Origin of the sequence: Treponema peruense (genome assembly GCF_016117655.1) — a bacterium.
In the GTDB taxonomy this organism is placed as follows: domain Bacteria; phylum Spirochaetota; class Spirochaetia; order Treponematales; family Treponemataceae; genus Treponema_D; species Treponema_D peruense.
The window spans coordinates 591,863-616,718 of sequence record NZ_CP064936.1 but is presented as its reverse complement, the minus strand read 5'-3'; the positions used below and the strand labels follow the sequence as shown (position 1 = coordinate 616,718).

Annotated in this window: 21 protein-coding genes; 13 read left to right on the top strand and 8 right to left on the bottom strand. The window is 43.1% G+C overall.

What is annotated here, in order from left to right:
- Window positions 1-42: 42 nt before the first annotated feature.
- Window positions 43-885 (bottom strand): transposase, encoded by an 843-nt coding sequence (locus IWA51_RS02950; protein ID WP_268969656.1) that lies wholly within the window; start codon window positions 883-885, stop codon window positions 43-45.
- Window positions 886-902: 17 nt separating this feature from the next.
- Window positions 903-1,634: a transposase gene (locus IWA51_RS02945; RefSeq protein WP_198443115.1), complete on the bottom strand. Its 732-nt coding sequence runs from the start codon at window positions 1,632-1,634 to the stop codon at window positions 903-905.
- Window positions 1,635-1,733: 99 nt separating this feature from the next.
- Between IWA51_RS02945 and IWA51_RS12775 the strand changes: the two genes are divergently transcribed.
- The 3 genes from IWA51_RS12775 to IWA51_RS02935 all read left to right on the top strand — a co-directional run bounded on the left by IWA51_RS12775 (window position 1,734) and on the right by IWA51_RS02935 (window position 3,118).
- Complete coding sequence (locus IWA51_RS12775; RefSeq protein ID WP_268969398.1) at window positions 1,734-1,865, top strand: hypothetical protein; 132 nt, start codon at window positions 1,734-1,736, stop codon at window positions 1,863-1,865.
- 217 nt (window positions 1,866-2,082) lie between these two features.
- Complete coding sequence (locus tag IWA51_RS12890; RefSeq protein WP_198443114.1) at window positions 2,083-2,256, top strand: DUF4160 domain-containing protein; 174 nt, start codon at window positions 2,083-2,085, stop codon at window positions 2,254-2,256.
- A 202-nt stretch (window positions 2,257-2,458) separates the two neighbouring features.
- Window positions 2,459-3,118, top strand: a complete 660-nt coding sequence (locus IWA51_RS02935; protein WP_198443113.1) for an epoxyqueuosine reductase QueH — start codon at window positions 2,459-2,461, stop codon at window positions 3,116-3,118.
- Here the strand turns inward: IWA51_RS02935 and IWA51_RS02930 are convergent.
- Window positions 3,051-4,631, bottom strand: a complete 1,581-nt coding sequence (locus IWA51_RS02930; RefSeq protein WP_198443112.1) for a RecQ family ATP-dependent DNA helicase — start codon at window positions 4,629-4,631, stop codon at window positions 3,051-3,053. The genes IWA51_RS02935 and IWA51_RS02930 overlap by 68 nt on opposite strands.
- Window positions 4,632-4,774: 143 nt before the next feature.
- Here IWA51_RS02930 and IWA51_RS02925 point away from each other — a divergent pair, with 143 nt between their 5' ends.
- The 9 genes from IWA51_RS02925 (at window position 4,775) to gatB (ending at window position 16,308) form a co-directional block, all read left to right on the top strand.
- Window positions 4,775-6,205 (top strand): lyase family protein, encoded by a 1,431-nt coding sequence (locus IWA51_RS02925; RefSeq protein WP_177528547.1) that lies wholly within the window; start codon window positions 4,775-4,777, stop codon window positions 6,203-6,205.
- A 9-nt stretch (window positions 6,206-6,214) separates the two neighbouring features.
- The gene (locus IWA51_RS02920; protein ID WP_198443111.1) at window positions 6,215-7,351 is read left to right on the top strand and encodes a Gfo/Idh/MocA family protein; all 1,137 of its coding nucleotides are present in this window, start codon (window positions 6,215-6,217) and stop codon (window positions 7,349-7,351) included.
- 122 nt (window positions 7,352-7,473) lie between these two features.
- Window positions 7,474-8,133 carry a LolA family protein gene (locus IWA51_RS02915; protein ID WP_177528549.1) on the top strand — a complete coding sequence of 220 codons (660 nt, stop codon included), beginning with the start codon at window positions 7,474-7,476 and terminating at the stop codon, window positions 8,131-8,133.
- Window positions 8,134-8,139: 6 nt separating this feature from the next.
- Entirely contained in the window at window positions 8,140-9,252 is a 1,113-nt protein-coding gene (locus IWA51_RS02910) for a helix-turn-helix domain-containing protein (protein ID WP_198443110.1), read from the top strand.
- Window positions 9,245-10,699, top strand: coding sequence for a 30S ribosomal protein S12 methylthiotransferase RimO (rimO, locus tag IWA51_RS02905; RefSeq protein ID WP_177528551.1), 1,455 nt, complete (start codon window positions 9,245-9,247; stop codon window positions 10,697-10,699). Before IWA51_RS02910 ends, rimO begins: the two co-directional genes overlap by 8 nt.
- The gene (locus IWA51_RS02900) at window positions 10,686-12,860 is read left to right on the top strand and encodes an ATP-dependent helicase (RefSeq protein ID WP_198443108.1); all 2,175 of its coding nucleotides are present in this window, start codon (window positions 10,686-10,688) and stop codon (window positions 12,858-12,860) included. The genes rimO and IWA51_RS02900 overlap by 14 nt, the downstream gene beginning before the upstream one ends.
- A gap of 81 nt (window positions 12,861-12,941) precedes the next feature.
- Window positions 12,942-13,253: an Asp-tRNA(Asn)/Glu-tRNA(Gln) amidotransferase subunit GatC gene (gene gatC / locus IWA51_RS02895; protein WP_177528553.1), complete on the top strand. Its 312-nt coding sequence runs from the start codon at window positions 12,942-12,944 to the stop codon at window positions 13,251-13,253.
- 2 nt (window positions 13,254-13,255) lie between these two features.
- On the top strand, window positions 13,256-14,767 hold the full coding sequence (gene gatA, locus IWA51_RS02890) for an Asp-tRNA(Asn)/Glu-tRNA(Gln) amidotransferase subunit GatA (RefSeq protein WP_198443106.1): 1,512 nt from the start codon (window positions 13,256-13,258) through the stop codon (window positions 14,765-14,767).
- Window positions 14,768-14,769: 2 nt separating this feature from the next.
- Window positions 14,770-16,308, top strand: a complete 1,539-nt coding sequence (gene gatB, locus IWA51_RS02885) for an Asp-tRNA(Asn)/Glu-tRNA(Gln) amidotransferase subunit GatB (RefSeq protein WP_198443105.1) — start codon at window positions 14,770-14,772, stop codon at window positions 16,306-16,308.
- A gap of 55 nt (window positions 16,309-16,363) precedes the next feature.
- Here gatB and IWA51_RS02880 read toward each other — a convergent pair whose 3' ends face one another.
- Window positions 16,364-18,346 carry a YgiQ family radical SAM protein gene (locus IWA51_RS02880; RefSeq protein ID WP_198443102.1) on the bottom strand — a complete coding sequence of 661 codons (1,983 nt, stop codon included), beginning with the start codon at window positions 18,344-18,346 and terminating at the stop codon, window positions 16,364-16,366.
- A gap of 112 nt (window positions 18,347-18,458) precedes the next feature.
- On the opposite strand from IWA51_RS02880, the gene IWA51_RS02875 reads away from it, so the two are divergent.
- Window positions 18,459-19,790 carry an acetate kinase gene (locus tag IWA51_RS02875; protein WP_198443654.1) on the top strand — a complete coding sequence of 444 codons (1,332 nt, stop codon included), beginning with the start codon at window positions 18,459-18,461 and terminating at the stop codon, window positions 19,788-19,790.
- Between the two features lie 73 nt (window positions 19,791-19,863).
- Here IWA51_RS02875 and IWA51_RS02870 read toward each other — a convergent pair whose 3' ends face one another.
- The 4 genes from IWA51_RS02870 to IWA51_RS02855 all read right to left on the bottom strand — a co-directional run bounded on the left by IWA51_RS02870 (window position 19,864) and on the right by IWA51_RS02855 (window position 24,827).
- Complete coding sequence (locus tag IWA51_RS02870; protein ID WP_198443100.1) at window positions 19,864-20,166, bottom strand: type II toxin-antitoxin system RelB/DinJ family antitoxin; 303 nt, start codon at window positions 20,164-20,166, stop codon at window positions 19,864-19,866.
- 62 nt (window positions 20,167-20,228) lie between these two features.
- Entirely contained in the window at window positions 20,229-21,227 is a 999-nt protein-coding gene (locus tag IWA51_RS02865; RefSeq protein WP_198443098.1) for a glycosyltransferase family 2 protein, read from the bottom strand.
- The gene (locus tag IWA51_RS02860; protein WP_198443096.1) at window positions 21,227-24,061 is read right to left on the bottom strand and encodes a hypothetical protein; all 2,835 of its coding nucleotides are present in this window, start codon (window positions 24,059-24,061) and stop codon (window positions 21,227-21,229) included. The genes IWA51_RS02865 and IWA51_RS02860 overlap by 1 nt, the downstream gene beginning before the upstream one ends.
- A 31-nt stretch (window positions 24,062-24,092) precedes the next feature.
- Window positions 24,093-24,827, bottom strand: a complete 735-nt coding sequence (locus IWA51_RS02855; RefSeq protein ID WP_198443095.1) for a hypothetical protein — start codon at window positions 24,825-24,827, stop codon at window positions 24,093-24,095.
- Window positions 24,828-24,856: the final 29 nt, after the last annotated feature.

The following is a 24,856-nucleotide window of genomic DNA, read 5'->3' as shown; positions in this document are numbered from 1 at the left end:
TCTTTTTTTCCAGAAATCGACTTTTCCCTGTTCGTTGGTTTCTTAGCTCTGTCTTGTAATTTGCTTAAAATCATAACCAAGCATCAATAATCCCCATTCTGTTCCGACTTTTTCAGAACCTCGAAGATGAAATCTGCGGAATTTTTGGTTGGCTTTTATCTGTCCGAAGACAGTCTCACACTCTGTCGAACGTTTTTTCATGAGTTTCTTATATTCATCTGTTGCGAGAAGATTTTTTACTTTTGATTTTTGTTCCAGCCAGTGTTCATTTCTTTGAACCATTCTTCCATACTCCGACTTTGTGCAAAGTTCCCTGAACGGACAGCCTTCACAATTGTCGCACTGGTAAACATCATAAGTTTGAAGATAACCGGAATGATTTTTCTTTGTTACCGTTTTTTTGTAGGGAACAGGATTTCCGGCCGGACAGGTATACAGTTTTTGATTTGAATCATAATTCCAGTTTTCAAAATTGAATGTTTTCTTTTTAAAACTTCGCTTTGTTTCTTTTTCGTAAGTTGAATATTTTATAGCACCAGTAATTCCATTCTCTTCAAGATAATCATAGTTTTCTTCACTCCCATAACCGGCATCGGCAATTATTGTTTCAAATTTGCAGTCCAGGCGGTTCATTACATTTTCAAGATGAGGTTTCAGAGTTCTTGTATCTGTTGGATTCGGAAATACATCATAACCGATTACAAAATTATTTTCAGTTCCGACCTGAATGTTATAACCCGGCTTGAGCTGTCCGTTGAGCATTGCATCTTCTTTCATGCGCATAAAAGTGGCGTCTTCATCTGTTTTTGAATAGCTGTTTCTTCCATTGAATGTCGCATTTGCTTTTTCGTATTTTTCTTTTCTTGGAAGATAGTCTTTTTCAATCAGCCGTTTTGCTTTTTTCAGTTTTTTTTTACGCCTTTTGATTCCTCGTTGATTGAATCTGCAATTTCATCAAGTTTCTTATTAATTTTGTCTGCAACAGCTTTGATTTCTTCACTTGTAACGGTAATGTCTTCACCAAGTTCAGCGAGATCTTTGTTGCCGTATTCTCTGTTTTCCACGTCTGTTATTTCTTCAACTTCTTTCAGGAATACACGGAGTTTTTCATCCAGTTTCTTTTCGTTTTTCTCAACTGCTTTTTTCCACACGAAAGTATATTTGTTTGAAGCGCTTTCAACCTTTGTTCCGTCAACAAAATATTTTTCAAGACTGACGAATCCTTTTATATTGAGAAGTTTTACGGTTGAGATGAAAATCTCTTCGATTGCATCCTTCAGTTTTTCTCCCCGGAATTTGTTGATTGTTCTGAAGTCCGGAGTCTGGTTTTCGGCAAGCCACATTACATTGATATTTTCGCGGCACTGTTTTGCAATCTGGCGTGAAGAATAAACTCCTGTCATGTAGCAGTAAATCATTACTTTTAAAAGCATGACCGGATTGTAACGGCTTGCTCCGCCACCTTTTGTATATTTTGCGAATATTTTTTCGATGTTAAGTTCATCTACTGTTTTGCTGACAGTTCTTACTAAATGATTCTGCGGAATCAACTCGTCCAGACTCGGTGGTAACAGCCATCTTTCTTCCTGGCTGTATGGTTTGAATGTGATTTTATCACTTACGCCTCTGCTCATATTTAAATTTTAGCACAGATGAATTTGTTTGTCATTAAAATAATGAAGGCTGTCTCGTACTTTTGAGACAGCCCCTTATAAAAATTTTATTATGGAGGTATGGGTGCAGTTAAGGCTCAGATTCTGTTTTGCTACGGTGAAGCAGAGCGAAGTCAGGTTTTGTACATTAAAAATGTAAAGACATTTTTTTGTAAAGGCGGCAGACTGGCCGGAATCTTAAAAGTCGGGTAACCAATCCTGCGGTAAATAAGCCAGATAATCCGGAATAACCAAATGGGGTAGAATTCTCTGCCCCAACATTTATAGTCTGCATTTGACCATTTTATGAAACATCATCTTGGAATAATGCAGCATTACAAAATGTATAATTTCAAAAGTAAACTTATAAAACACTGTTGCGGCATTTATTGGAAAAATTATTTTTCTTTTAAAATAACCCTTAAGAAAATTGTCTGGTCTTTTTTCAGTTTGCAGTTATAAGATTTATTTTTGGTCTGATAAAGGCACAGAACCAATTCATGTACATGTTTCAAAAGGAAAACCTTCTCCAAAACGGTACAAAAATATGGTTAATAAAAAACGGTGGTTGTATTCCTGCCAACAATGCTGCATATCTCTCTAATAACGAACTGAATACCCTTCTGGAATTTATTTCTGCCCAGTGGTTTTATATTTGTTCAGAATGGCAAACTCACTTTATAGATAAAAAAACAGGTTCTATTGTTAATTTGGTGAGATTGCCTGACCAGAAACCGTTTTACAATTCCGCTTTACCACAGCTCTGTTGCCTATGACGAAAAATGAAGGTATAATCCGGGGCAAGTATGTCTTCCAACGAATACCAGAAAAAACTGGACACAATTTTACAGGAAACACAACGCAACCCGGCAGAACACAAGCCTTCTCTTCTGCTCCATGCCTGCTGCGGTCCGTGCTCTTCCTACACAATAGAGTATCTTTCAAAATTTTTTGACATATACGTTTACTACTACAATCCCAATATTTATCCCCCGCAAGAATACGAAAGGCGGCTTTCAGAACTTGAACGCTTTCTTGGTGAATTTCCTCCTGCACTGGAATGCGGCGTAAAACTGCAGAAAACCGAATACATCCCGCAGGAATTCTACGAGGCAATACGCATAAAAGAAGAGCCTTCACTTGCTTCTGAAAGCGAAAAAGGTGAACGCTGCCGCCGCTGCTATGAATTCAGGCTTAAAAAAGCCTATGCCTATGCCGCAGAAAACGGCTTTGACTGGTTCTGCACGACACTTTCCATAAGTCCCTTTAAAGACGCAGACAAAATAAACACAATCGGCGCCGCACTTGAACAGCAAAATCCTTCGGGCCCAAAATGGCTCTGGTCTGACTTCAAGAAAAAGGGCGGCTTCAAGCGCAGTCTGGAACTGAGTGAACAATTCAGCTTGTACCGCCAGCAGTACTGCGGCTGCGTTTATTCTGCAAAAAACCGTCACGGCAAAGAGTAATTTTACCCCGCCAGGGCCAGCCGCATGTTTTGAGTTTTTTTTCGCCCATAAGCTGCAAGATAACACGCTCGGCATCGGCATGATTCCACACGTACTCGCCGAAAATATTCAGATCACGCCGGTTAAGCTCGCTTACAGCCGCCGCACTAAGGGAATCTGCATCGTAGGACTTTTTGCGGCGTCCCACAAGTTTCAATACGGCCCCTGCATCTGAGGCAAAAGGTGCGGCTTCTCCCCTTTCACAGACATCGCACCCCGAACACGCAGCCTGTTCACCTCCAAGAGCGTCAAGCAATATCTGGCGGCGGCAGGTTGTGCTTTCGGCGAACTTTGCAAGAACACGCTCGCGGCTTCCTTCCTTAAAAGAAGCATACCGTTCGCTGTCTGCACGGCTCCACAAAAGTATTGCCTTTGCAACAGAACCGTCCCTTCCCCCGCGCCCGGCTTCCTGCAGATAGGCTTCGGCAGTGGGGCTCGGCTCAAGATGGATTACGCAGTGAATGTCCTTTTTGTCCACGCCCATTCCAAAAGCGCAGGTGCAGCACAAAACCGCATCATCCCTGGGGTAAAACCATTTTTCTACGGCATCCTTTTCTTCACGCTCAAGTCCAGCATGGTAAAACTTTACTTTGTCACTTCCAAGATATGCAGCAAGTTCACGCGCCATGTCTTCTGCATTTCCCCTTGTTCCGCAAAAGATTATAAGCGGCTTTCTTTCCATGACAGCCAGCCTGAATGCAGCCCTTTTCTTTGAGTAGGCATTCACCACATAATAGCGTATATTGGGGCGGTCACTGTCGCTTCTTATTATATGCACCGGGCCGCCGAAAAGCACGTCTGATATACGCGAAAGAACTCCGGAAGACGCGGTTGCAGTAAAAGCCGTAACCACTTTGGGCTCAAGCGTTCTGATTATCCGGCCCAGTTCAAGATAGGCAGGCCTGAACGTGTCGCCCCATTCGCTTACACAGTGTGCTTCATCTATGGCAACATGCGCAATTTTACACAGGGCAAGACGTTCCGCAAGTCCTTCGGAAAGCAGAACTTCGGGATTTGCAAGAATTATTTTTGCCCCGTTTTGTATGCGCGCAAAATTTTCTTCACGCTCTTCTTTACTCTGACCGCCCCGGAACACCACACTTTCTATTCCGGCATCGTCCATGCGCCTTTTCTGGTCAGACATAAGGGCCAGAAGCGGGTATAGAACAAGGGTAGGCCCTTTGAGCAGCAGTGACGGAACAAGAAAACACATTGATTTTCCAGCTCCAGTAGGCAAAAGTACAATCTGTTTTCCATGGCACGAAAACTCGTCTTCGCTTTCGGGATTTTGTGCGCTGTCCAGAATGTTTTCTATTACAAGCCGCTGCCACGGGTAAAGGTACGAAATTCCGAATGCACGTTTTGCCGCCGCCATAACCGTATCTTCTGTATCTTTCTGCTGTTCATCTTCTGCCGTGCACTGTTCAAGATATTCAGTGCCGATTTTTTCCTGTTCGTTTTCAATCTTTTCCATTTTTCCTCCTGAAAGTCTGTACCCAACTTTGATTTCTTTAGTTGCCCTAACTTATATATAGAAGGCAATTTTTAATTATGACAAAAAATAACAAACTTTTTTCATATATTGATTTTTTTATATCTTTGTTCCATAATCCAAATATGGAAACACGCAATATTTTTGAAAACATTTCTTGTATTGACCACAGATACTCAAAGTCAGAATCTGCGGTTTTCGACGGTCTCACAAAATATATTTCTGAAGAGGCCAGCATCAGAAGCTGCGCAAAGGCAGAAGCCGCTCTTGTAAAGGCACACCTCAAGATCCGCGGACAGCTTACACAGGACATCTCTGACAAGCTAGACGTTATTGCCGCTTCAGTAGATCCAGAAGCTGTATATAAGGAAGAAGAAAAAACAAAGCACAATATCCGCGCTCTTGTAAACGTAATGAAAACAATGGTTCCTGCAGACCTGGGACCGCTTGTTCACCTTGGAGCAACCAGCGTAGATATTCTTGACACTGCCCTTTCCTGCCGCATGAGAGATGTTACAAAAAAAGTTGTACTTCCCGAACTCAAGGCTCTTGAAAAGGCACTGTGCGCTATTGCAGACCGCGAAGCAGAAACCCCGCAGGTAGGACGCACTCACGGACAGCACGCAGTTCCCATTACTTTCGGATGGTCAATTGCAGAATTCGTAAGCCGTCTTGGAAAATCAATTCTTCGCATAGAAGAACTCAGCGACCAGCTTAAGGGAAAACTTGCAGGACCTGTAGGTTCATACAACGGCCCCAGCATGATTGTAAAAGACCCAGAAGAACTCGAACGCATTTACCTTGAATTCCTTGGACTCAAACCAAGTGAATATTCAAACCAGCTTGTAGAACCAGAATACCTTCTTCGCCTTCTTCTTGAGATGAATGTTGCCTTCGGAATTATTGCAAACCTTGCAGACGATCTGCGCAACCTTCAGCGAAGCGAGATTGGTGAAGTATTCGAATACTTTGCTTCCACACAGGTCGGTTCTTCCACAATGCCGCAAAAACGCAACCCGTGGAACAGCGAACACGTAAAGTCTCTCTGGAAGGCAATGTGCCCGCGTGTAATTACTTTCTACATGGATCAGATTTCAGAACACCAGCGTGACCTTACAAACAGTGCAAGCCAGCGCTTTATTGCAGATTATGTTGCAGGATTTACAATGGCAGTTTCAAGAATGAAGTCTGTTGTTTCGGGACTTCAGGCAGACCACGAAAGCATGGCAAAGAACCTTGCAAGTGCCGGCGGAAAGGTAAAAGGCGGTGTACTTGCAGAACCGGCATACATTCTTCTTGGAGAAGCAGGTGTCAACGACGGTCACGAAGTTATCAGAAAGATTACACTCGAAGCAGAACAGACAGGAAAAACATTCTTCGAAGTTCTCAAAACACATACAGACGCTTACCAGAAGATTACTGCCCAGCTCGAAAAACTCGGCGTAGAAAACCCGGCTACTTTCTTCGAAGATCCTGCACGCTACCACGGACTCGCTGCCGTAAAGTCACGCAGACTTGCAAAGAAGTACGCAGAACTTATGGAAAAAAACAACTAGGCATAAGCGATGGCGGCGGAAAAACCATATACTGCGGCCATCGTTGGCTTGGGGCGCATAGGTTACAGCCTTGGACTGGACAAAAAAAGAGAGCAGCCCGCAAGCCACACGTCGGCATTAAATGACAATCCCCGCATTAAGATTATCGCCGGGTGCGATACGGACGAATGCGCACTCAAAGCCTGGCATGAAGCAAACAGAAAGGCCGCAGTCTACACAGACAGCGCAAACCTTTATGCCAGGCACCGCCCCGACATAATCGTCATTGCAGTAAACGAAAACGCACATCAGAAAGAAGCCGTAGAAGCAATCAAATCAAAACCAAAACTGGTAATTCTTGAAAAACCAGTTGCGCTCAACATGGATGAAGCAAAATACATTCAAGCTGTGGCAGAAAGTTTCGGAGTACCTGTTCTTGTAAACCACGAGCGGCGCTTTGCAGAAGACTTCAAAACGGCAAAAAAATATCTGTCTTCAATAGGGCCGGTCCAGTCAATAAACGCCTGTCTCTGTTCAAGTTTATGCGTATACAATCCGGCAGAAGAAAATTCCGGGGCATACAGTCTGCTTCACGACGGAACACATCTTGTTGACGCAGTTCTGTATTTTCTTGAAAAAGACTCACAGATTTCGGGAACAATACAAAAGGCTTACCACGAAGAAAAAAAGGGTGGCCTTCTTTCAATGGCAAAAAGCATTACCGAACAAAAGCCTTCTTTTACACTAAGCCAACTTCTTAACGAACCTGTTCTTACCGGAATATTCAGGGACGAAAAGCAGAACATAAGGCAGTTTTCTGCGCACTATTCCAACGGACTTTGCCCAGATATTACAATCTCGATGAGCGGCCGTTCAAGATTTTTTTCCTTCGAAGTTACAATTACCGGAACACAAGGCAGAATCTGCATAGGAAACGGCTACCTTAAACTCTACAGGCGTGAAAATTCAACCCTTTACAGCGGATTCTATTCCCTTGCCGCAGACAAAAGCGTAAAACTTCCCAAAAAGACGCTTTTCTTTGCAAACATGATAAAAAATGCAGTGGACTTTCTGGACAACAGGGCGCCTCTTCTTTCTACAATCCAGTCCGGAATAAATGCGCTTGCCGTTCTTGAAGAAATAAAGCGTCTTTTTCAGAAGCAGTAAAGTCGGTTCGCAAACACGGGGCAAAGTCAAACTGATTGACGCTTTTTGTATATTTATCTATTATATTGAATTGGGAAATATTCCTTTAAAAACGACTATCCTCTTTCCGGAGCTTTTATAAAATGAAAAAATACATTCTTTCCTTTGTAGCAATGTTTTTCTGTGCAGTTCTTGGCGCGCAGAAAATTACTACGGCAGGAGATTTTTTTAAGACAATAAGCGACTATTATGCCACAATCCACGACTACGAGGTTGATGCAGATATTTCTATAGGCAAGCAGAAAATGCAGGGAAAAGTAAGTTTCAAGCGGCCGGAAATGTTGCGCATTGACTTTACAGACCCTGCCGAACAGGTTCTTCTGTTCAACGGCGATATGCTTACAATTTACCTTCCCGGCTCACAGGCAATTCTTGAGCAGTCCGTAGACAAAAACGGAGCTACGGCCGCGACTGTACAGGGACTAAACCTTATGCGCAGATACTACACGATTGCTTATGAAAGCGGACAGGACTCTGTTCCACTCGACGAAGGAAGCGATGAAATGGTCGTTAACCTCATGCTTTACAGCCGTTCAACTTCGGAAGCGTTTTCTACAATCAGGCTTTCTATCAGTCCCGACGAAAAGCTTATAAGACGCGTTGTAGCAACCACTGCGCAGAACGAAACCTATACCTTTGACTTTTACAATTACAATCTCAATACAAACATGACGGACCAGCGCTTCATTTACGACCCGCCTTCATCCGCAAACACTTACAACAATTTTCTTTTTGCGGAGTAATTCAGAATGGAAAGCTATGGTGAAATTTTAAGAAAACAAAGAGAAGAAAAGGGATACGATTTTGAAGAAGTTTCCCAGAAGACATGTATTCCGCGCAATTATATAGAAGCACTTGAAAAAGAAGATACAGATGTTTTTTCAAGCGAAACTTACATCGTAGGATTTCTTAAAAATTACTGCGACTTTCTTGAAATAGATTCAGCCAAAATAATCAGTCTGTTCAAAGCAAAAAAAACTCAGGAACAGCCTGTACCAACCGAACTTCTTGAAAAAAGTACGCCAAAGCATCTTGTTTTGATTATCTGGATTGCGGCAGCTGCCGTTCTTATTGCAACAGGCCTTTACCTTTACTTTGGTCTCTTTAATGTTCCGCAGAAAAAAATCGAAAAAGAAAATGAAATTGTAGAAAAGTCTCGCACGCACCAGTACACTTTCAGCGGCAAGCCAGAAACACGCAGGCTTTACAAAGGCGACCAGATTCTTATTGCACCAAAAACCGGCAAAGGCAACATCATTCTTACAGTAAGCAACACTCTGGGCAACCTTACACTCCAGACTCCTTCGGGGTCTCAGATTATTGAACTGAGCGAAGAACGCGAACTGGACATTGACGGTGACAGACAGGGAGACATCGTAATCTACCTGAGCGACGTAAGTTCAAAAGACGGTGCCCACGGTGCCGAAACAAGAATGTTCCTTAAAGATCCGTCACTTGTTGTGATTGACGATACCGAAGCAGAACAGACAAACGTTTCAGAAATCCCTGTTCAGGCTGTAGTAAAAACAACTTCAAAGCAGACTGTAATTTTGGAAGATACAAGAGCGTATCCGTTTACAGTAAATGTTTCGTTCAGAGGCTCATGTGTGTTCCGCTACAGGGTAGACAGACAGCAGAGCGTGGAAGACTACTACAAGAGCGGCGGAATTGTAAACGTAACTGCAAGCAACGGAATCCGCCTTTGGATGAGCAACATCAATGCAATGAAAATTCAGATTATCGCAGATACTTCAACCTATGACCTCGAAGTAGGAAGAGCCGGTCAGATTAAGGTAGAAGACATTAAATGGGTACGCGACAATGACGGAAAATACAGGCTTGTGGTGGTAGAACTTGACTAAGACTTTTTTTCTTGACCAGCACGGTTGTGCAAAAAATCAGGTTGACGGCGAAATCATTATTTCCAGACTTGAAAACATGGGACTAAAAAGAGTCAGTGACAGCAGTGAAGCAGACATTATTATTGTAAACAGTTGCGGTTTTATTGAAAGCGCAAAAAAAGAAAGCCTTGATTCCCTCATGGACGCAAGAAAATGTCACCCAAAAGCAAAAATTCTTCTGGCAGGCTGTCTTGCCGAACGCTATGCAGATGTTTTCAGGACAGAACTTCCCGAAGCAGACGGAATATTCGGCAACGGAGATCTTTCTCTCATAGACGGTACTGTTCAGTCTCTTTTTGAAGACGAAAGGCCGGTTCTTACACCACCGCAAAAAGGCGTATGCTGCGGCGAACGGAACACGCTTCTTTCGTTCAAAGGCAGTGCTTTTGTAAAAATTACCGAAGGCTGCGACAACCGCTGCACTTTCTGCGCAATTCCCGTAATCAGGGGAGAACTGCGGTCAAGAAATGCAGATGACATTGTAAAAGAAATCAAATCGCTTTCTGATGGCGGTGTAAAAGAAATAAATCTTATTGGCCAGGATTTGGCTGCGTACGGCTGCGGAAAAACCGACGACGTTTTTGCAACAGGTGCAAACTGGCACGATGTAATTTACAAAGGACTTGCAGCACCTATCAGTTCAGATGCAGACTTTACAAAAAAACACGGTTATTCACCGCTGCATGACCTTATGGTTAAAATAAGCGCACTCGAAGGCGATTTTAAGATAAGGCTTTTGTACATTCACCCCGACCACTTTAACCCAGACATTCTTGAAGTAATGAAAAAAGATTCACGCTTTTTGCCCTACTTTGACATTCCGTTCCAGTCGGGTGACACTCAGATAATACACGCAATGAACAGAAAAGGTTCAGCAGAATCTTACGAAGCACTTGTTGCCCTTATAAGACGCGAACTTCCCGAAAGCTGCATACGCACAACTTTTCTTACAGGTTTCCCCGGTGAAACAGAGGAAAACGCCCTTGCCACAAAAGAGTTCCTTGCAAAAATAAGAAGCGACTGGTCGGGCTGTTTTGACTATAGCAGAGAAGAAGACACTCCGGCTTATTCCATGAAAGGCCGCGTAAGTTCAAAAAAAGCAAAGGCACGCGCAGAAGAACTCAAAAAAATTCAGGCTCAGATTACAAGAGAATCTCTTGCTTCACGCTGCGGAAAAACATACGATGTTCTTATAGAAGAAGTTCTGTCACCGGCAGAAGGCGAAACCGACTGTTTTGCAATAGGACGCGCATGGTTTGATGCCCCTGAAGTAGACGGAAGCGTTGTTGTGCGCTTTGACAGTGACGATGAAAATGCCGTAAATGCCGTTGTTCCGGGTGCTGTCGTAAAAGTACAGGCACAAAGCTCGAGCGATGTTGACATTAGCGGAGACTATGTTGGCAGATGACTATCTTGGCGTACTGAACAGTGAACAGAGGGCCGCAGTTGAACACACAGGCTCTCCTCTTTTGATTCTGGCAGGCGCAGGTTCAGGAAAGACACGCGTTATTACTACAAAAATTGCCTGGCTCATAAGGGAATGCCAGGTTGACCCGGTCGGAATTCTTGCAGTTACTTTTACAAAAAAAGCCGCTTCTGAAATGCAGGAACGCGCAGTAAACATAGAAGAACGCGCACGTTTTGCACAAATCCGCACATTCCATTCATTCGGTGCATATTTTTTAAGAAAGCATGCCGGACTTGCAGGCGTTGACAAAAATTTTACAGTTTACGATGACGATGACATGATAACACTTTTGTGCAAGGCTGTTCCGTCCCTTACAAAAAAAGATGCTTCACGCCTGGCACATAAAATTTCACTTGCAAAAGATTACTGTCTTTCACCTGACTCTCCAGAACTTGAACAGATTGAAGCCGACCCCGAATTTGCTGACATTTATGCTTCTTACCAGAAACGCCTGCGCGACACAGGAAATGTGGACTTTGGGGATTTAATAATGCTTCCGTACGAAATTCTGCGCGACAATGAATTTATAAGACGCGAAACCCACAGCCGCTACAAAGTGATTATGGTAGACGAATACCAGGACTCCAACGTCGCGCAATTTAAGTTTCTGCAGCTTTTGTCAGGCGTGGACGAAGGTTCGGGAACATACGTCTGCGTTGTAGGTGACGATGACCAGAGCATTTACAAATTCCGCGGAGCAGAAGTACAGAACATTCTGAACTTTCAGGAGCATTTTCCCGGAACAAAACTTATACGCCTTGAAACAAACTACCGCTCCCATGCAGAAATTCTTGCCTGTGCAGACAGTGTCGTAAAAAATAATTCGGGCAGGCTGGGAAAAACGCTGGTTGCAGCTCGCGGTAAAGGAAAAAAGCCCGTCATGGTTTTTCTGCCGACGCAGGATGATGAAACCCAGTTTTGCGCGGAACTCATTATGCAGGCAGCAGACGCCGGTGTTCCGTACAGCAACTGGGCCGTTCTTTACAGAACAAACGCGCAGTCACTCGGTTTTGAATCTGAATTCCTTCACCAGAAAATTCCCTACCAGATTGTAGGTTCGCTTAAGTTTTACGAAAGGGAAGAAATAAAAGATGCACTTGCCTGGCTTTCGTTTACGGCAAACCCGCGCGATGAAATTTCTTTCAGAAGAATTGTAAACAAACCTGCCCGCGGAATAGGCGCCACTACACAGGACAGAATCGTTGCTGCAGGAACAGGTTCTTCACTTGTATTTGCTGCACAAAAAATGAAACTTTCAAAAAAAGCCGCTGAAGGCATGGAAAAATTCTGCAGTTTGTTCAACTCGCTCAATGAAATGATTCCCGATGAAGAATCTGCTGAAGCAAATACCGGCACGTCTGAATCTGAGGCAAATCTGTCTGAGTTTGTAAAAGAAGCTGTAATAAAGTCGGGACTTCTGGACTACCACCGTGAACAAGACGAAATAACCGGTACGCAGAAAGAAGAAAACCTTCACGAACTTATGAACAGCGCTGTTCCGTACAAATGCACGCGCCAGGGGCTTCTTGAATTTCTTGACCACATTAATCTTGACCGCACGCTTGACCTTCAGAACGAAAACTCCGATGAAGACCGCGTTACGCTTATCACGCTTCACAACACAAAGGGACTTGAGTTCCCCAGGGTAATTATTACCGGCATGGAAGGCGGAATTTTCCCGCGCGAAGACAAAACAGAAGCCGAACTCGAAGAAGAACGCAGGCTGCTTTACGTTGGAATTACGCGTGCAAAGGATGAACTTTATTTTACATCGTGTCGCTCCCGCAGACTTTACGGACAGATTAAATACATGAGTCCAAGTCCTTTTCTTGCAGAAATTGCTCCGTCGCTCGTAAGGGTGCTTGGTGAAAAACCTGCATCCCTTGGTTTTGGAGCAGATGATGTTCCGCCTGAAGCAAAAAAATACAAAAAAGGAACTCTTGTTTACCACGATGATTACGGTCACGGTGAAATTATTGCAACTTCAAAAGACAGCGAAGGGGAATACGTTGTAACCGTAAGTTTTGAAACCGGCGGAATAAAAAAATTTCTTCCCAAATACCAGTCATCATCCCTTCTTGTAGAAGATACTGATTTTTAGACTTCTGTCTGCATAAACCGCAGTTAAAGTTGCTTTTACTTACTATTCCATAAAGTCATAAAATACAGTATATTGAAGGTTATGAACGACACAAAACGTACAGTTAACGAAGATACACTCGAAAAGCTTTTGTATCTTTCCAGACTTTCACCTGAAAGCACCGACATGGTGACACTTAAGAAACAGGTAGACGAAATCGTCGGATACTTCGACATTCTTTCAAAATACGATGACAGCGAAAATCCTTACGACGCATACCCGACCACTACTGCCGAAAAACTGCGTGAAGACCAGATTGTTCAGGGTCTTGAAATGCACGACGTTAAAAAAGTCAGCGAGCACTTTTTGGACGGGTACTTCCAGGTCCCGAAAGTTCTTGGAGAGGGAGCCTGATTATGCAGACAATAAAAGAAACCATCGCTGCTCTCAAGGCAGGAACTACGACCAGCGCCGCGCTTGTTAAAAAATCAATGGATGTTTTTGAAGCAGACAAAAAATCGGCCCTTCCACTTAACGCATTTCTTGAAATATATGATGACGCACTTTCACTTGCTGCAAAGGCAGATGAAGAGATTGGCGCGGCCAGAGCAAAAGGAGACGAAGCCCTTAACGAGCTGTTCAGCAAAAAGCCGCTTCTGGGACTTCCTTTTGCAAACAAAGACAATATTTCTGTGCGCGGAAAAGCACTCACCTGCTCTTCCAAAATTCTTAAGGGATATGTTGCACCTTACAGTGCTACTGTAATAAACAGGCTTACAGAAGCAGGCGCTATTCCGCTGGGACGCTGCAATCAGGATGAATTTGCAATGGGTTCTTCTACGGAATATTCAGTTTACGGACCTACACGCAATCCAATTAACCGCGACTATGTTTCGGGCGGATCTTCGGGCGGATCAACAGCTGCAGTTGCCGCAAACCAGGCTCTATTTGGTCTTGGAACAGAAACAGGAGGATCGGTAAGACTTCCTGCAAGTTACTGCGGAATTTACGGTCTTAAACCTACATACGGTGTTCTTTCGCGCTGGGGTGTTGTAGCTTACGGTTCTTCTCTTGACCAGGTGGGAATTCTTGGCCACACTCCGCAGGATATTGCTCTTCCACTTTCTGTAATGAGCGGCGTAGACATGTACGACGACACTTCGGCAGATCTTCCCGAAGCACACTCACTTGCAGACTTAAAGCCGTACGCCGACTTTGCAAAACTTAAGATTGCCGTTCCAAAGCAGTTCCTTGAAACAAAGGGAATGGACGCTGATGTTTCTAAAGTTTTTGAAGACACACGCAAATGGTTTGAATCAAAGGGCGCAAAAATAGAAACAGTTGATCTTCCCATTCTTGAAGCATCAATTGCCTCTTACTATGTAATTGCACTTTCAGAAGCCGCCAGCAACTTAAGCCGCTTTGACGGAATCCGCTACGGAAACCGCGTTGACAACGAAAAAGGCTATGATGAACTTTACATAGATACACGTTCAGAAGGTTTTGGTCCCGAAGTAAAACGCAGAATAATTATAGGAAACTATGTTCTTTCAGAGCAGTTCTCGGGCGATACTTACAAAAAAGGAATGTCTGTAAGAGCAAGAATCCAGAGGGAAATTGCTGCCCTTTTTGAATCTTACGATATTATCCTTTGTCCTACCTGCCCTACACCTGCATTCAAACTGGGACAAAAAGTAGACGATCCTCTTTCGATGTACCTGAGCGACCTTTTTACCACTTTTGTAAATCTTTCCAGAATACCGTCAATTTCTGTTCCGGCAGGAAAGACTTCAGAAGCGAACGGAAGCATGCCTGTTGGAATCCAGTTTGCAGGACCAATGTTCAGCGACGCAAAGATTCTGAGCATTGCACAGGTTTGGGAAGACGAACATCCCGGCTCTGGAAAACCCGTTTCGGAGGTTGAATAATTATGGCTATAGATAAATGGGAAATTGTAATCGGCTGCGAAATTCACACCCAGCTTCTTACAAAAACAAAGGCATTCTGTGCATGTGAAAACCGTTACGGCGGAATGCCAAACACACGAGTCTGTCCTGTATGTCTTGGACTTCCGGGAGCAATGCCGCGTGTAAGCAAAGGCTATGTTGAACTTGGTTCTGTCGCAGGTCTTGCACTCAACTGCAATATTTCGCGCTTTACAAAGTTTGACCGCAAGCACTATTTTTACCCCGACCTTGCCAAAGGATACCAGATTACACAGTACGACCTTCCTTTGTGTACTGACGGCTACGTTGACCTTCCAATGTCAAAGTATCCCGAAGACGAGCGTGAAGGCGGTGCAAAATGCCGCAGCAAAAACTTTAAGGGAGACGACTGCATCGTTGACAACGGAAAATACCGCCGTGTTCGCGTAGAAAGGATTCACCTCGAAGAAGACGTAGGTAAATCGCTTCACCTTCCGGGAAAACATTCTTACATTGACTACAACCGCTCAGGAACACCGCTTATAGAAATTGTTACAAAACCTGACATGACAAGTCCTGAAGAAGCAGCCCTTTTTATGGAAACTGTTCAGGAAATTCTGCGCTATGTAAAAGTTACAAACGGTAACCTCGAAGAAGGAAACATGAGATGCGATGCCAACATTAACCTTAATGTCTGGGAAGACGGAAAGCTCTGGCACACACCTATTTCTGAAATCAAAAACCTTAACTCATTCCGTTCCATCCGCGACGCATGCACATACGAAGCACAGAGACAGCTTAAGGAATTTCAGGAAGACAGACAGGAATTCAATCCTGGCTTTAAGGTAACAATGGGCTGGGACGAAGAACACGGAAAAACCGTTATCCAGCGTACAAAGAATTCTTTTGTTGACTACCGCTTTGTTGTAGAGCCCGACATAAAGCCGTTTACCGTAGAAGAAAGCATCATCGAGCGCGCCGCAAAACGTGTAGGTGAACTTCCCGAAGCAAAGAGAACGCGCCTCAAAAAAGAGTACGGTCTTTCTGACTTTGATGTAGAAACACTTACTTCTTCACGCGATCTTGCAATGTGGTTTGAAGAAGCCGCAGCCGGAACAAAAGATGCCAAGCGAACTGCAAACATTATTCTTACGGAACTTCTTGCAAAGCTCAACGAAGAAAAGAAAACAATAAGCGACGTAAACATTACGCCGGCCCATATTTCTGAACTTGTAAACGCAATTGACTCAAAGAAGATTTCTTCTGCACAGGGAAAAATTGTTTTTGCAAAGATGCTCGAAACTGCAAAAATGCCTTCACAGATTATCAAAGAAGAAGGCATGGAAGTTGTAAGCGACAACAATGCAATAGAAGCAATTGTAGACAAGGTAATTTCTGCAAATGAAAAAGCCGTTTCTGACTTCAAGAGCGGAAAAACAAACGTTCTGGGCTGGCTGGTGGGTCAGGTCATGAAAGAGTCACACGGAAAGGCAAACCCTGCAATGGCAAAAGAACTTGTAGAAAAGAAACTTTCTGCACTGTAATTTTCAGATTCAGCAGAAAAAACCGCCACTCTTGTTTTCGGGAGCGGCGGTTTTTTTATCTTCTGAAAGAACGCGGGTAAAAAACAGAAAGCAAATCTTCGCGGCCGGCAGTTCTTAATGCTTCTTTTACAAGCGGAATATTTTCACTGCGGTTGAACTGAAGAAGCGCCCTCTGCAGACGCCTTTCATGACCTCCCCTTGCGACATATACACGTTCAAGATGACCGTCAGGAGTTGTTTCATGAGGATTAAAGCCTGTGTAATACATGCACGTTGCAAGACTTCCGGGGGTTGGATAAAAGTCCTGTACCTGGTCGGGAACAAAGCCTGTCTTTTTCAAATAAAGCGCAACTTCAATTGCTTCGTTAAGTCCGGCTCCGGGGTGACCCGCAATATAATAAGGAACAAGATACTGCTTTTTATTCAACTCTGAATTTATTTTTGCATACTCACGCGAAAACTCTTCGTAAACAGAATGCGTACTTTTTCTCATAAGACGAAGCACTCCGTCATCTGTGTGTTCCGGTGCGACTTTTAACTGGCCCGAAACATGGTCGCGGCAAAGTTCATAAAAAAATTCACGGTTTTTGTCCATAAGCAGATAGTCAAAACGGATTCCGCTTCTGATAAAAACTTTTTTTACTTTAGGAAGGGACTTCAAGCGGCGCAGAATGTCCAGGTATTCGGTGTGGTCTGCCTTTACGTTTTTGCACGGGTTTGTTCCAAGACAGTCGCGGTTTTTACAGGCGCCGTTTTTTTTCTGAAGGTCGCATGCATCGTGCCTGAAGTTTGCAGTGGGTCCGCCTACATCATGAATGTATCCTTTAAAGTCGGCATCTTCTGTCATTGTGCGCGCTTCACGTACAAGACTGTCGCCGCTGCGGGACTGTATTCTGCGTCCCTGGTGAAAAGTTATTGCGCAGAAACTGCATGCTCCGAAACAACCGCGGCAGCTCGTAAGACTGAATTTTACTTCTGCAAGAGCCGGTACTCCTGTCTTTTTGTTTTCTGCCGGAACATCATACATAGGGTGCCAGCGTCTTGTAAACGGAAGTTCGTACAGCGCGTCGAATTCCTTTGTCGTAAGTGGAAGCGACGCCGGGTTCTGCACGACATAGCGGCTTTCACTCGGTTCTATGAGCGTGCGGCCGTTTATGGCGTCGGTGTTTTGTTCCTGCACAATGTATGAGAGCGCGAACAGTTCTTTTGAAGATGATGTATTTTTTGAAACTGCGGCAAACGGCGGGAGCATAATTGCTGTGTTCTGTGGAACGCCGGCTGCAATTATTGGCATGCTCTTCAATTCTTCTTTTCCTGCATTTGCCGCAATGAAAGTCGCTTCGGGAATTTCGCGCGCGCTGCAGTTTTCTACAGCAAGCGTCTGTTCTTCAAGCGGTTCTACATATGGCGGAAGCTCGTCTTTTTTTCCGGTATACCAGCAGGTTCCGCGTACATCACGAATCTGTCTTACAGGAATTCCTTCGGCAAGTTTCTGTGCTATTTCCAAAATTGCGTGTTCGCCCATTCCGTAAATGAGAAGATCGGCCTTTGAGTCAAGAAGCACCGAGCGCTTTACCGTGTTTGACCAGTAATCGTAGTGTGCGCATCTGCGTAAAGACGCTTCGATTCCGCCTATAATTACGGGACCCCCCTTGTACGCTTCCCTTATTCTTGCCGTATACTGAACAAGTGCTCGGTCTGGTCTGTGGCCGGCAACTCCTCCGTGGGCATAGGCATCTTCTGAACGCGGCTTGTTGTTTGCCGTATAATTTGAAACCATGCTGTCCATGGCACCTGCGCTTACAAGAAATGCCAGACGCGGCCGTCCAAAAACCGTAAACGGCTGCGGGGAATGCCAGTCGGGTTGTGCAATAATTCCCACGGAATATCCGTTTGCTTCAAGAAGTCTTCCCAAAAGGGCTGCCGCAAAAGATGCATGGTCTACATAGGCATCTCCGCTTACAAACACAAAATCGGGCTGCGCAATTCCGCGCTCATTGAGTTCCTTTAAGGTTACAGGTAAAAATTCACTGGACATAGTAACAGAATACAATATTTTTTACGGTAGTGCCACTACTTCCAAAAACGGCTTTTTTTTTATATAATGGGAACACGTTAAAAACACATTTATTATGAGGCATTTTATGGCTATGGTAATCCTTACTTTGAACTGCGGATCTTCTTCCGCTAAGTATCAGGTTTACGACTGGGACAACAAAGATGTTCTGGCCAATGGTGTCGTCGAAAGAATAGGAATCGACGGTTCAGGAATCACACACAAGGCAAAGGGAAACAAAACAGAAATCAAAAGTCCCTGCCCTACACACAAGGAAGCAATTGAGCTTATACTCAAGACAATCACCGACAAGGAAATCGGCGTTATTCCGGATATGTCTGTAATCAAGGCTGTAGGACACCGCGTTCTTCACGGAGGAGACAAATTCACAAAATCAGTTCTTATTACTCCCGAAGTTCTTGATACATTCCGTTCAGTAATTGACCTTGGACCACTCCACATGCCGGCAAACATTATGGGAATTGAAGCTGCACAGAAAGTAATGCCAGATGTTCCTCACTGCGCAGTTATGGACACAGCCTGGCACCAGACAATGCCCGAAGAAACATTTATGTATGCAATTCCACGCGAATGGTATACAAAGTACCACGCACGCCGCTACGGTTTCCACGGAACATCTTTCCTTTACACCGCAAAGCGCGCTTCTGTTCTTTTACACAAAGCTCCAAAAGATACAAATTTAATTATCTGCCACATCGGAAACGGTTCTTCAATGTGCGCTGTAAAAAACGGTCAGTGCTATGACACAACAATGGGAATTACACCGCTTGAAGGCCTTGTAATGGGAACACGCTCAGGTGACATTGACCCGGCACTTCCTTTCTACATCATGCGCAAAACCGGAATGACTGCAGACGAAATGGACACTGCCCTTAACAAAAAGAGCGGATGTCTTGGAATTACAGGAAGATTTTCTGACCGTCGCGATATAGAAATTGCCGCTGCCGAAGGCGACAAACAGTGCCAGCTTTGTATAGAAATGGAAGCGCTCAGAATCAAAAAATACATTGGAGCTTTTATGGCAGAACTTGGCCATGTAGATGCAATCGTATTTACAGCCGGTGTTGGTGAGCGCGGACCTATTACAAGATTCAAGGCATGCAGCGGACTCGAAAAGTACGGCATTAAGATTGATGCACAGAAGAATGACTGGTCATTTACAGGAAATGCCGAAACCTGCATAAGCGCAGACGACAGCGAAACAAAGATTTTTGTTATTCCTACAGACGAAGAGCTTGTAATGACAGAAGACGCATATGCCCTAATGAAGGGAACATACGACGTTCACACAAACTTTACATACAGCTTCCAGGATCCTTCTTACGTAAACAAGGCAAGAGAAGAAGGTCTTAAAAAGGACCTGGAAAAACGCCCGCACCTCGCAGACGTAATCGTCCGTCCGTAATAGAAGATTAATTCTTAAAGAGCCTGCCTTGATAAAAAGACAGGCTCTTTTTTATTGGTATCTATAAAATAAATCATAAAGTTTCCCTTGGAGAATCAAACGAAAAAGGCAGTTCTTCAGGAACTACAAGTTCATCCTGCGGATTACAACCAAATAAAGAAAAAAATCCCGGCGGATAAGTATTGCTGGTATCTTCAATATTTGAAGTAACACCAGTATCCAAAGAACACGGATATCGGTTTGTGTTTACAGTTTGATGTAAAAACATTTCTATTGCAGATGATAGCGTTAATCCTATAGAATTAAATATATTTTCTGCACGTTCTTTTACTTCTGGCTCAGTTCTAAATGTTACAGTAACAGTTTTTGACTGCATATCCAACCTCCTATTACGATGTAACACATCAATTCATATTTGTAAACAAATTTATTAGAACATCAAGATGACTGTATGCTATCAGAAAACTGTACTTCTTCTACCAGGCTGCGGCCCCAGTAGTCGTACATTTTTTCGAGGGCAGCGGGTTTTAGTTCTTCTGAAACGGTGGCGTTAAGCTGCTCCAGATTGTTTTTTACATACCAGAGACACATTTTTTTTAATTCAATAAGCACGCTTTCAGAAACTGCCGACGGGTGTTCGTCAAGATAAGAAAAAATTACAGTAAACACAGAAGAGGCAGAACATACTTTTTCCCAGCGCGCCAAGTCTTCTATTTTTGTGCATGAAGAAATGCCATGGTCAACACAGTAATCGTAAACCGCAGCATTTATTCCGCAGTAAGAGTCTGCCTTGAGCGCAATAAAAAAATACTGCAGAACGTCTTCGGCCATTGTACACCACACAGGCGGAATACATTCCAGCGCGTTAAGATAACATTCGCGGGAAACAAGCCGTCCCCACAAAAAACAAGAATGTTCCCGCGATAAAAGCCAGTCAGACACAATTTCTTTGCCAGAAAGAATGCCTTCGTGAACTTTCATTTTTTCTTTTACAGATTGAATACGCTGCTCCGAAGCACTGCCTTCTGAAAAAACATTTGCCCTGCCCTGAACAATATCTGCTTTGGACTCGAGAGCCGCGCTGTACAAAGAGCGTACTGCACCGGGCAAAAGACAGTCATCGCTGTCAAGGCACATTATGTACGTTCCCGATGCTTCAAAAACAGCCGTGCGCCTTGCTTCCAAAAGACCTTTGTTGCGCTCATGCCTTATATACACAAGCGGAATCTTGCACTGTTTTTTAAAAGCAGCAGCAATACTTTTACAGGAACGGCCGCGCTCATCTTTGCCGGGACTGCAGTCATCTACAACGATAATTTCGATTGCGTCAAAATCCTGCGCGGCAACACTTTCAAGACAGCGCAAAAGAACGCCCTCTGTTTTGTAAACGGGTATGCATACAGAAACAAAGGGCGCCGTTTTTTTAGAAAAGAACATTAGTTTTTAAGAAAGCCAGAACTACCAGAGGCAGAGAAGTTAAACATTTTGTTGTTAAATTTCACACCGGTTGCAGTTTTGCCTGCAATGTCATAAGTAAGAACATAATCTTCATCTGTTACAGAAATATCACTGAGATTACCATCTGTTGTATAAGTTTTAATGATAGGACCTCCGTCGATCGCTATCTTAAGTTTTTTGGGCATTACCGCAACAAACTTTGCAGGATAAGGATTAGAGATGGTTATTTTAGATTCGTTTACAGTAACTTTCAGATCACTGAATTTGAATACCGGATCTAGAGCAGTCATATCGTTTGTAACTGTCGTATCTGTTATAGAAGCCGGGTCAATTTCATACATATTGCCGTTAAACTCTGAACAGTAACTGTATGAATCCATATGATAACCTGCTGCAAGAACATACAGCTTTCCATCCTGTACCAGCATATCTGTAATATCTGTTGTCAAAGAAGTTGCAGCACCATTATTATCATATGTAAGATTTGATGTATCAAGCTTTGCTATTCCTGCAATGGTGCTCAAATCAGTTAATTCATATTTTACTACATACAAAGGTGTCTGGTCAAAACTGCTATCTTTGCAACCTATATAAAGATAAGTGTCGTCAGCAGCCAGTGAAGACAAGGCATAAGTTTCAATACCTACTTCTGAACTAGGAGGAGTAGTCCAGGAAGAAGTAACATCAGTTGCAGTCGAACCTTCAACCAGAGGAAGATCAAATTCATTTAAATAAGAGCCACCGGAAGCATAAACTTTGTTAGAAGTAATTGCAATCTTTGAGATACTTGTATCTGACGCATTTGCAGAACTTGTAATACTAAATTCCTTAAGCACGTTCGTGTAATAATTTAATGTTTTCGCATCAGTACCAGAATCCAAAGTATACAGGTTCTTGTTGGCATCAAAACCAAAGTCCAGTACAGTGTTGCCAAGACTTGTCTGGCTTGACAAAGACAAATCAGAAGTCATTGCATCATTTGAAACTGCATAATATGTACTGCGATCCCACAAAATATTACGGCTGTTTATTGTTGAACCTGTTACTGTAAACTTTACTTCATATGAAGTCGCATTTCCATCTGAGTCAGCTGCAGTAACCAGCATGGTTATTAAACCGTTTTCATCAATTGCAGGAGTGTTTTTTATATTCACTGTGCAGGTGTCTGTGACCGACAGAGTTTCCCTCTGTTCGGTATCGCTGTTATAGCATGACCAGACATATGACACAGCATTTGCTACGCTTGCAGTAAATGCAATTTCAGCGATATCATTGTAAGGGGTCGTTCCTGTGTACGTATATTTATCTTTAGTCAATTCAGGCGCTTCACTGCCATAGGCGCATGTTACAGAAAGTTCAGAAATTGTTTGTGTACCTAAAATACCGCTTCCTGCCGGGACAATAAAGTATTCTGCTTTGGCAGCTTCTGTACCTGTCGCTTCAACAGTCTTTTTAGAAAGCGTATATTCACTTGTCGGGTCTTTTCCATCTGCATCATAGATTGTTGTATTACAAGGTGCTGTTGTACTGTTAAGGGATATAACAGGTGATGTAAGGTAATTTTCAATACCATAAACACGAAGATTCATTCTAACACCGTTAGAACCTTCTGACAGTTTGCAGTTCAGTGAAACTCCACTTTTTAATGTGACATTAAGAGGATTAGAAATAAAACTGTCTGCAACATTAACAGTTTCTTTCTTTTCGGAAGCAGTATCAAAAGTAACAGAAGTTAATCCACTGGCAGACTCAAGGCATCCTTCGGGGGTTATGTCAAAACTTGCACCCGAAGCAATCTGGAAATGAATAGTTTTGCCTGTAGCAAGAACTGAGGCATCAAGTTCCAGTGAATCACCTTTTAGTTTATCCAAACTAAAAGTTACATTTTTAATAGAAGCTTTGAGAGACTTGGCTTTTTCAAACGCTTTCAAAAGATTAACGCGTGAGAACTCAAAAGTTCCGTTGTTTTTGAGTGACTGCTCATCGTCGTTGTATGTTACATAATATGATTTTGCCAGATCAGGAGTGGGCACAACAATACTTCCTGTACTTGTAAGATCGTCTGCAATTTCTACAAGGTTGTCATTGATTGGAATATTGTATACAAGAGTTGGATCATCTGCATTGTATCCCGTAACTTTCGCGTAAACATCCCAGTAATCTGAAGCAAGCGACATATCCAGTGCAGATTTATACTTGTAAGTGGTAGTCCCATCTGCAGTTGTATACAGCTCTTTTTTATTCCAATCTTTATCAGTCAATTCACCGCCGTGTTTTACGAGTGCATAATGAAGCACAGGCTTTCCTGTAAAGAACTGACCCCATTTCGAAAAGTCAAAGGTATAGTTCAAAGTACCTGTTACGCCTGCTGTCTTTTTAAAAGCTATATTAATTGTTTCTCTGACAGGAGTGTCAGAAACTTTAACACCGGTTAACTTTCCTTCTATTGTATATGTATATGGTTTGTCAGCCGTTGCGTCTGTATACGAAAGTTCTGCTGTTATATTGTAGGTTCCGGTGGGCAGAGTAAATGATGCAGTAGTTTCAGAAACAGCATATTCTTTTGTAATAACATCTTGGACATCATCTGTTCTTGTAAAAGTAAAAGTCCAATTTGTTCCGTCTGTTTTTGCTGCAGAAGCAAGGATTTCTGACAGCTTTCCCGGAGCAATTGTTCTTGCAGGAGACGCAAGTGTCAGAACAACATTTGCATTTGCGGGAATTTTCTGTTCCGCAGTGGTGCCGTCAAAACTGTTTTTACAGCCAGCCAGTGTTAAAAGTGCCAAAGCAAAAAAAGTCAGTAGTTTTCTCATAATATACCTCATCCTATTCTGTGGTTGTTGTCTATTTTATAACAAGTTCAAATTCAAACGAATTGCTTACTATATATTCCGGCGTTTCTACCTGAACATATATAACGTTGCCGGGTCCTTCATGAATATTTTCGTCTGTCAGCACATCTATTTCAACAGAGTTAGTGGTACTGCTGCATTCAGCTCCGTTCAGTTTCCAGAGGAACTTTGTTCCGTTTGGCCAGTTAAATGATTCTTTTACAGAGAAAGTTATCTTTGCAGCGTTATTTTTAAGGCAGTCGGAATCTACTGTAAAAACAGGTGTATCTGTATTTACCGAAGCAGAATAAATTTCAGGATCAGCAGCAACAGTAATTTCTACGTCGGCCTGACCGTTACAGCGTTTAAGGTCTATTTCTACAGAATTTTCGCGACCGTCAAGAGTAAATGCGGCAGAATTTCCCTCGTAAAAGCGTATTCCGTCTTTTTCTATAAGAACAGAAAGTTTAACTGTGCTTCCAAGCGGAATTCCTTCTATATTAAAGGTTGCATTTTTGAGTTTAGAAAGTTTTCCGCTGGTGTTAAGTGTTTTTTCGTAGTCTCCTGTTACAGAAAGATTTACGTCATAAACGTCTGACGGTTTAGACGAAACATCTGCAGAAACCTGTTTGAACATACTCTGGAGCGGAATCTGAATGTCTGTTTTTGATTCGGCAGAACAGGATGCAAAAAAGAAAGTAAAGGCCGCCGAAACCAACAGAAAAAAAGAAAATAAACTTTTTTTCATAAGCTTCTCCGTGGTGTTATGAATTTTAC

Bases quoted from the DNA above. Each gene is read 5' to 3' on its own strand.
- IWA51_RS02925 (WP_177528547.1), top strand. From the start codon at position 4,775: ATGGAAACACGCAATATTTTTGAAAACATTTCTTGTATTGACCACAGA.
- IWA51_RS02875 (WP_198443654.1), top strand. From the start codon at position 18,459: ATGGTAATCCTTACTTTGAACTGCGGATCTTCTTCCGCTAAGTATCAG.
- IWA51_RS02945 (WP_198443115.1), bottom strand. From the start codon at position 1,634: ATGAGCAGAGGCGTAAGTGATAAAATCACATTCAAACCATACAGCCAG.
- IWA51_RS02935 (WP_198443113.1), top strand. From the start codon at position 2,459: ATGTCTTCCAACGAATACCAGAAAAAACTGGACACAATTTTACAGGAA.
- IWA51_RS02900 (WP_198443108.1), top strand. From the start codon at position 10,686: ATGTTGGCAGATGACTATCTTGGCGTACTGAACAGTGAACAGAGGGCC.
- IWA51_RS02920 (WP_198443111.1), top strand. From the start codon at position 6,215: ATGGCGGCGGAAAAACCATATACTGCGGCCATCGTTGGCTTGGGGCGC.
- gatC (WP_177528553.1), top strand. From the start codon at position 12,942: ATGAACGACACAAAACGTACAGTTAACGAAGATACACTCGAAAAGCTT.
- IWA51_RS02870 (WP_198443100.1), bottom strand. From the start codon at position 20,166: ATGCAGTCAAAAACTGTTACTGTAACATTTAGAACTGAGCCAGAAGTA.
- IWA51_RS02880 (WP_198443102.1), bottom strand. From the start codon at position 18,346: ATGTCCAGTGAATTTTTACCTGTAACCTTAAAGGAACTCAATGAGCGC.
- IWA51_RS02915 (WP_177528549.1), top strand. From the start codon at position 7,474: ATGAAAAAATACATTCTTTCCTTTGTAGCAATGTTTTTCTGTGCAGTT.
- gatB (WP_198443105.1), top strand. From the start codon at position 14,770: ATGGCTATAGATAAATGGGAAATTGTAATCGGCTGCGAAATTCACACC.
- IWA51_RS02865 (WP_198443098.1), bottom strand. From the start codon at position 21,227: ATGTTCTTTTCTAAAAAAACGGCGCCCTTTGTTTCTGTATGCATACCC.
- IWA51_RS02860 (WP_198443096.1), bottom strand. From the start codon at position 24,061: ATGAGAAAACTACTGACTTTTTTTGCTTTGGCACTTTTAACACTGGCT.
- gatA (WP_198443106.1), top strand. From the start codon at position 13,256: ATGCAGACAATAAAAGAAACCATCGCTGCTCTCAAGGCAGGAACTACG.
- IWA51_RS02930 (WP_198443112.1), bottom strand. From the start codon at position 4,631: ATGGAAAAGATTGAAAACGAACAGGAAAAAATCGGCACTGAATATCTT.
- IWA51_RS12775 (WP_268969398.1), top strand. From the start codon at position 1,734: ATGGGTGCAGTTAAGGCTCAGATTCTGTTTTGCTACGGTGAAGCAGAG.
- IWA51_RS02855 (WP_198443095.1), bottom strand. From the start codon at position 24,827: ATGAAAAAAAGTTTATTTTCTTTTTTTCTGTTGGTTTCGGCGGCCTTT.
- IWA51_RS02910 (WP_198443110.1), top strand. From the start codon at position 8,140: ATGGAAAGCTATGGTGAAATTTTAAGAAAACAAAGAGAAGAAAAGGGA.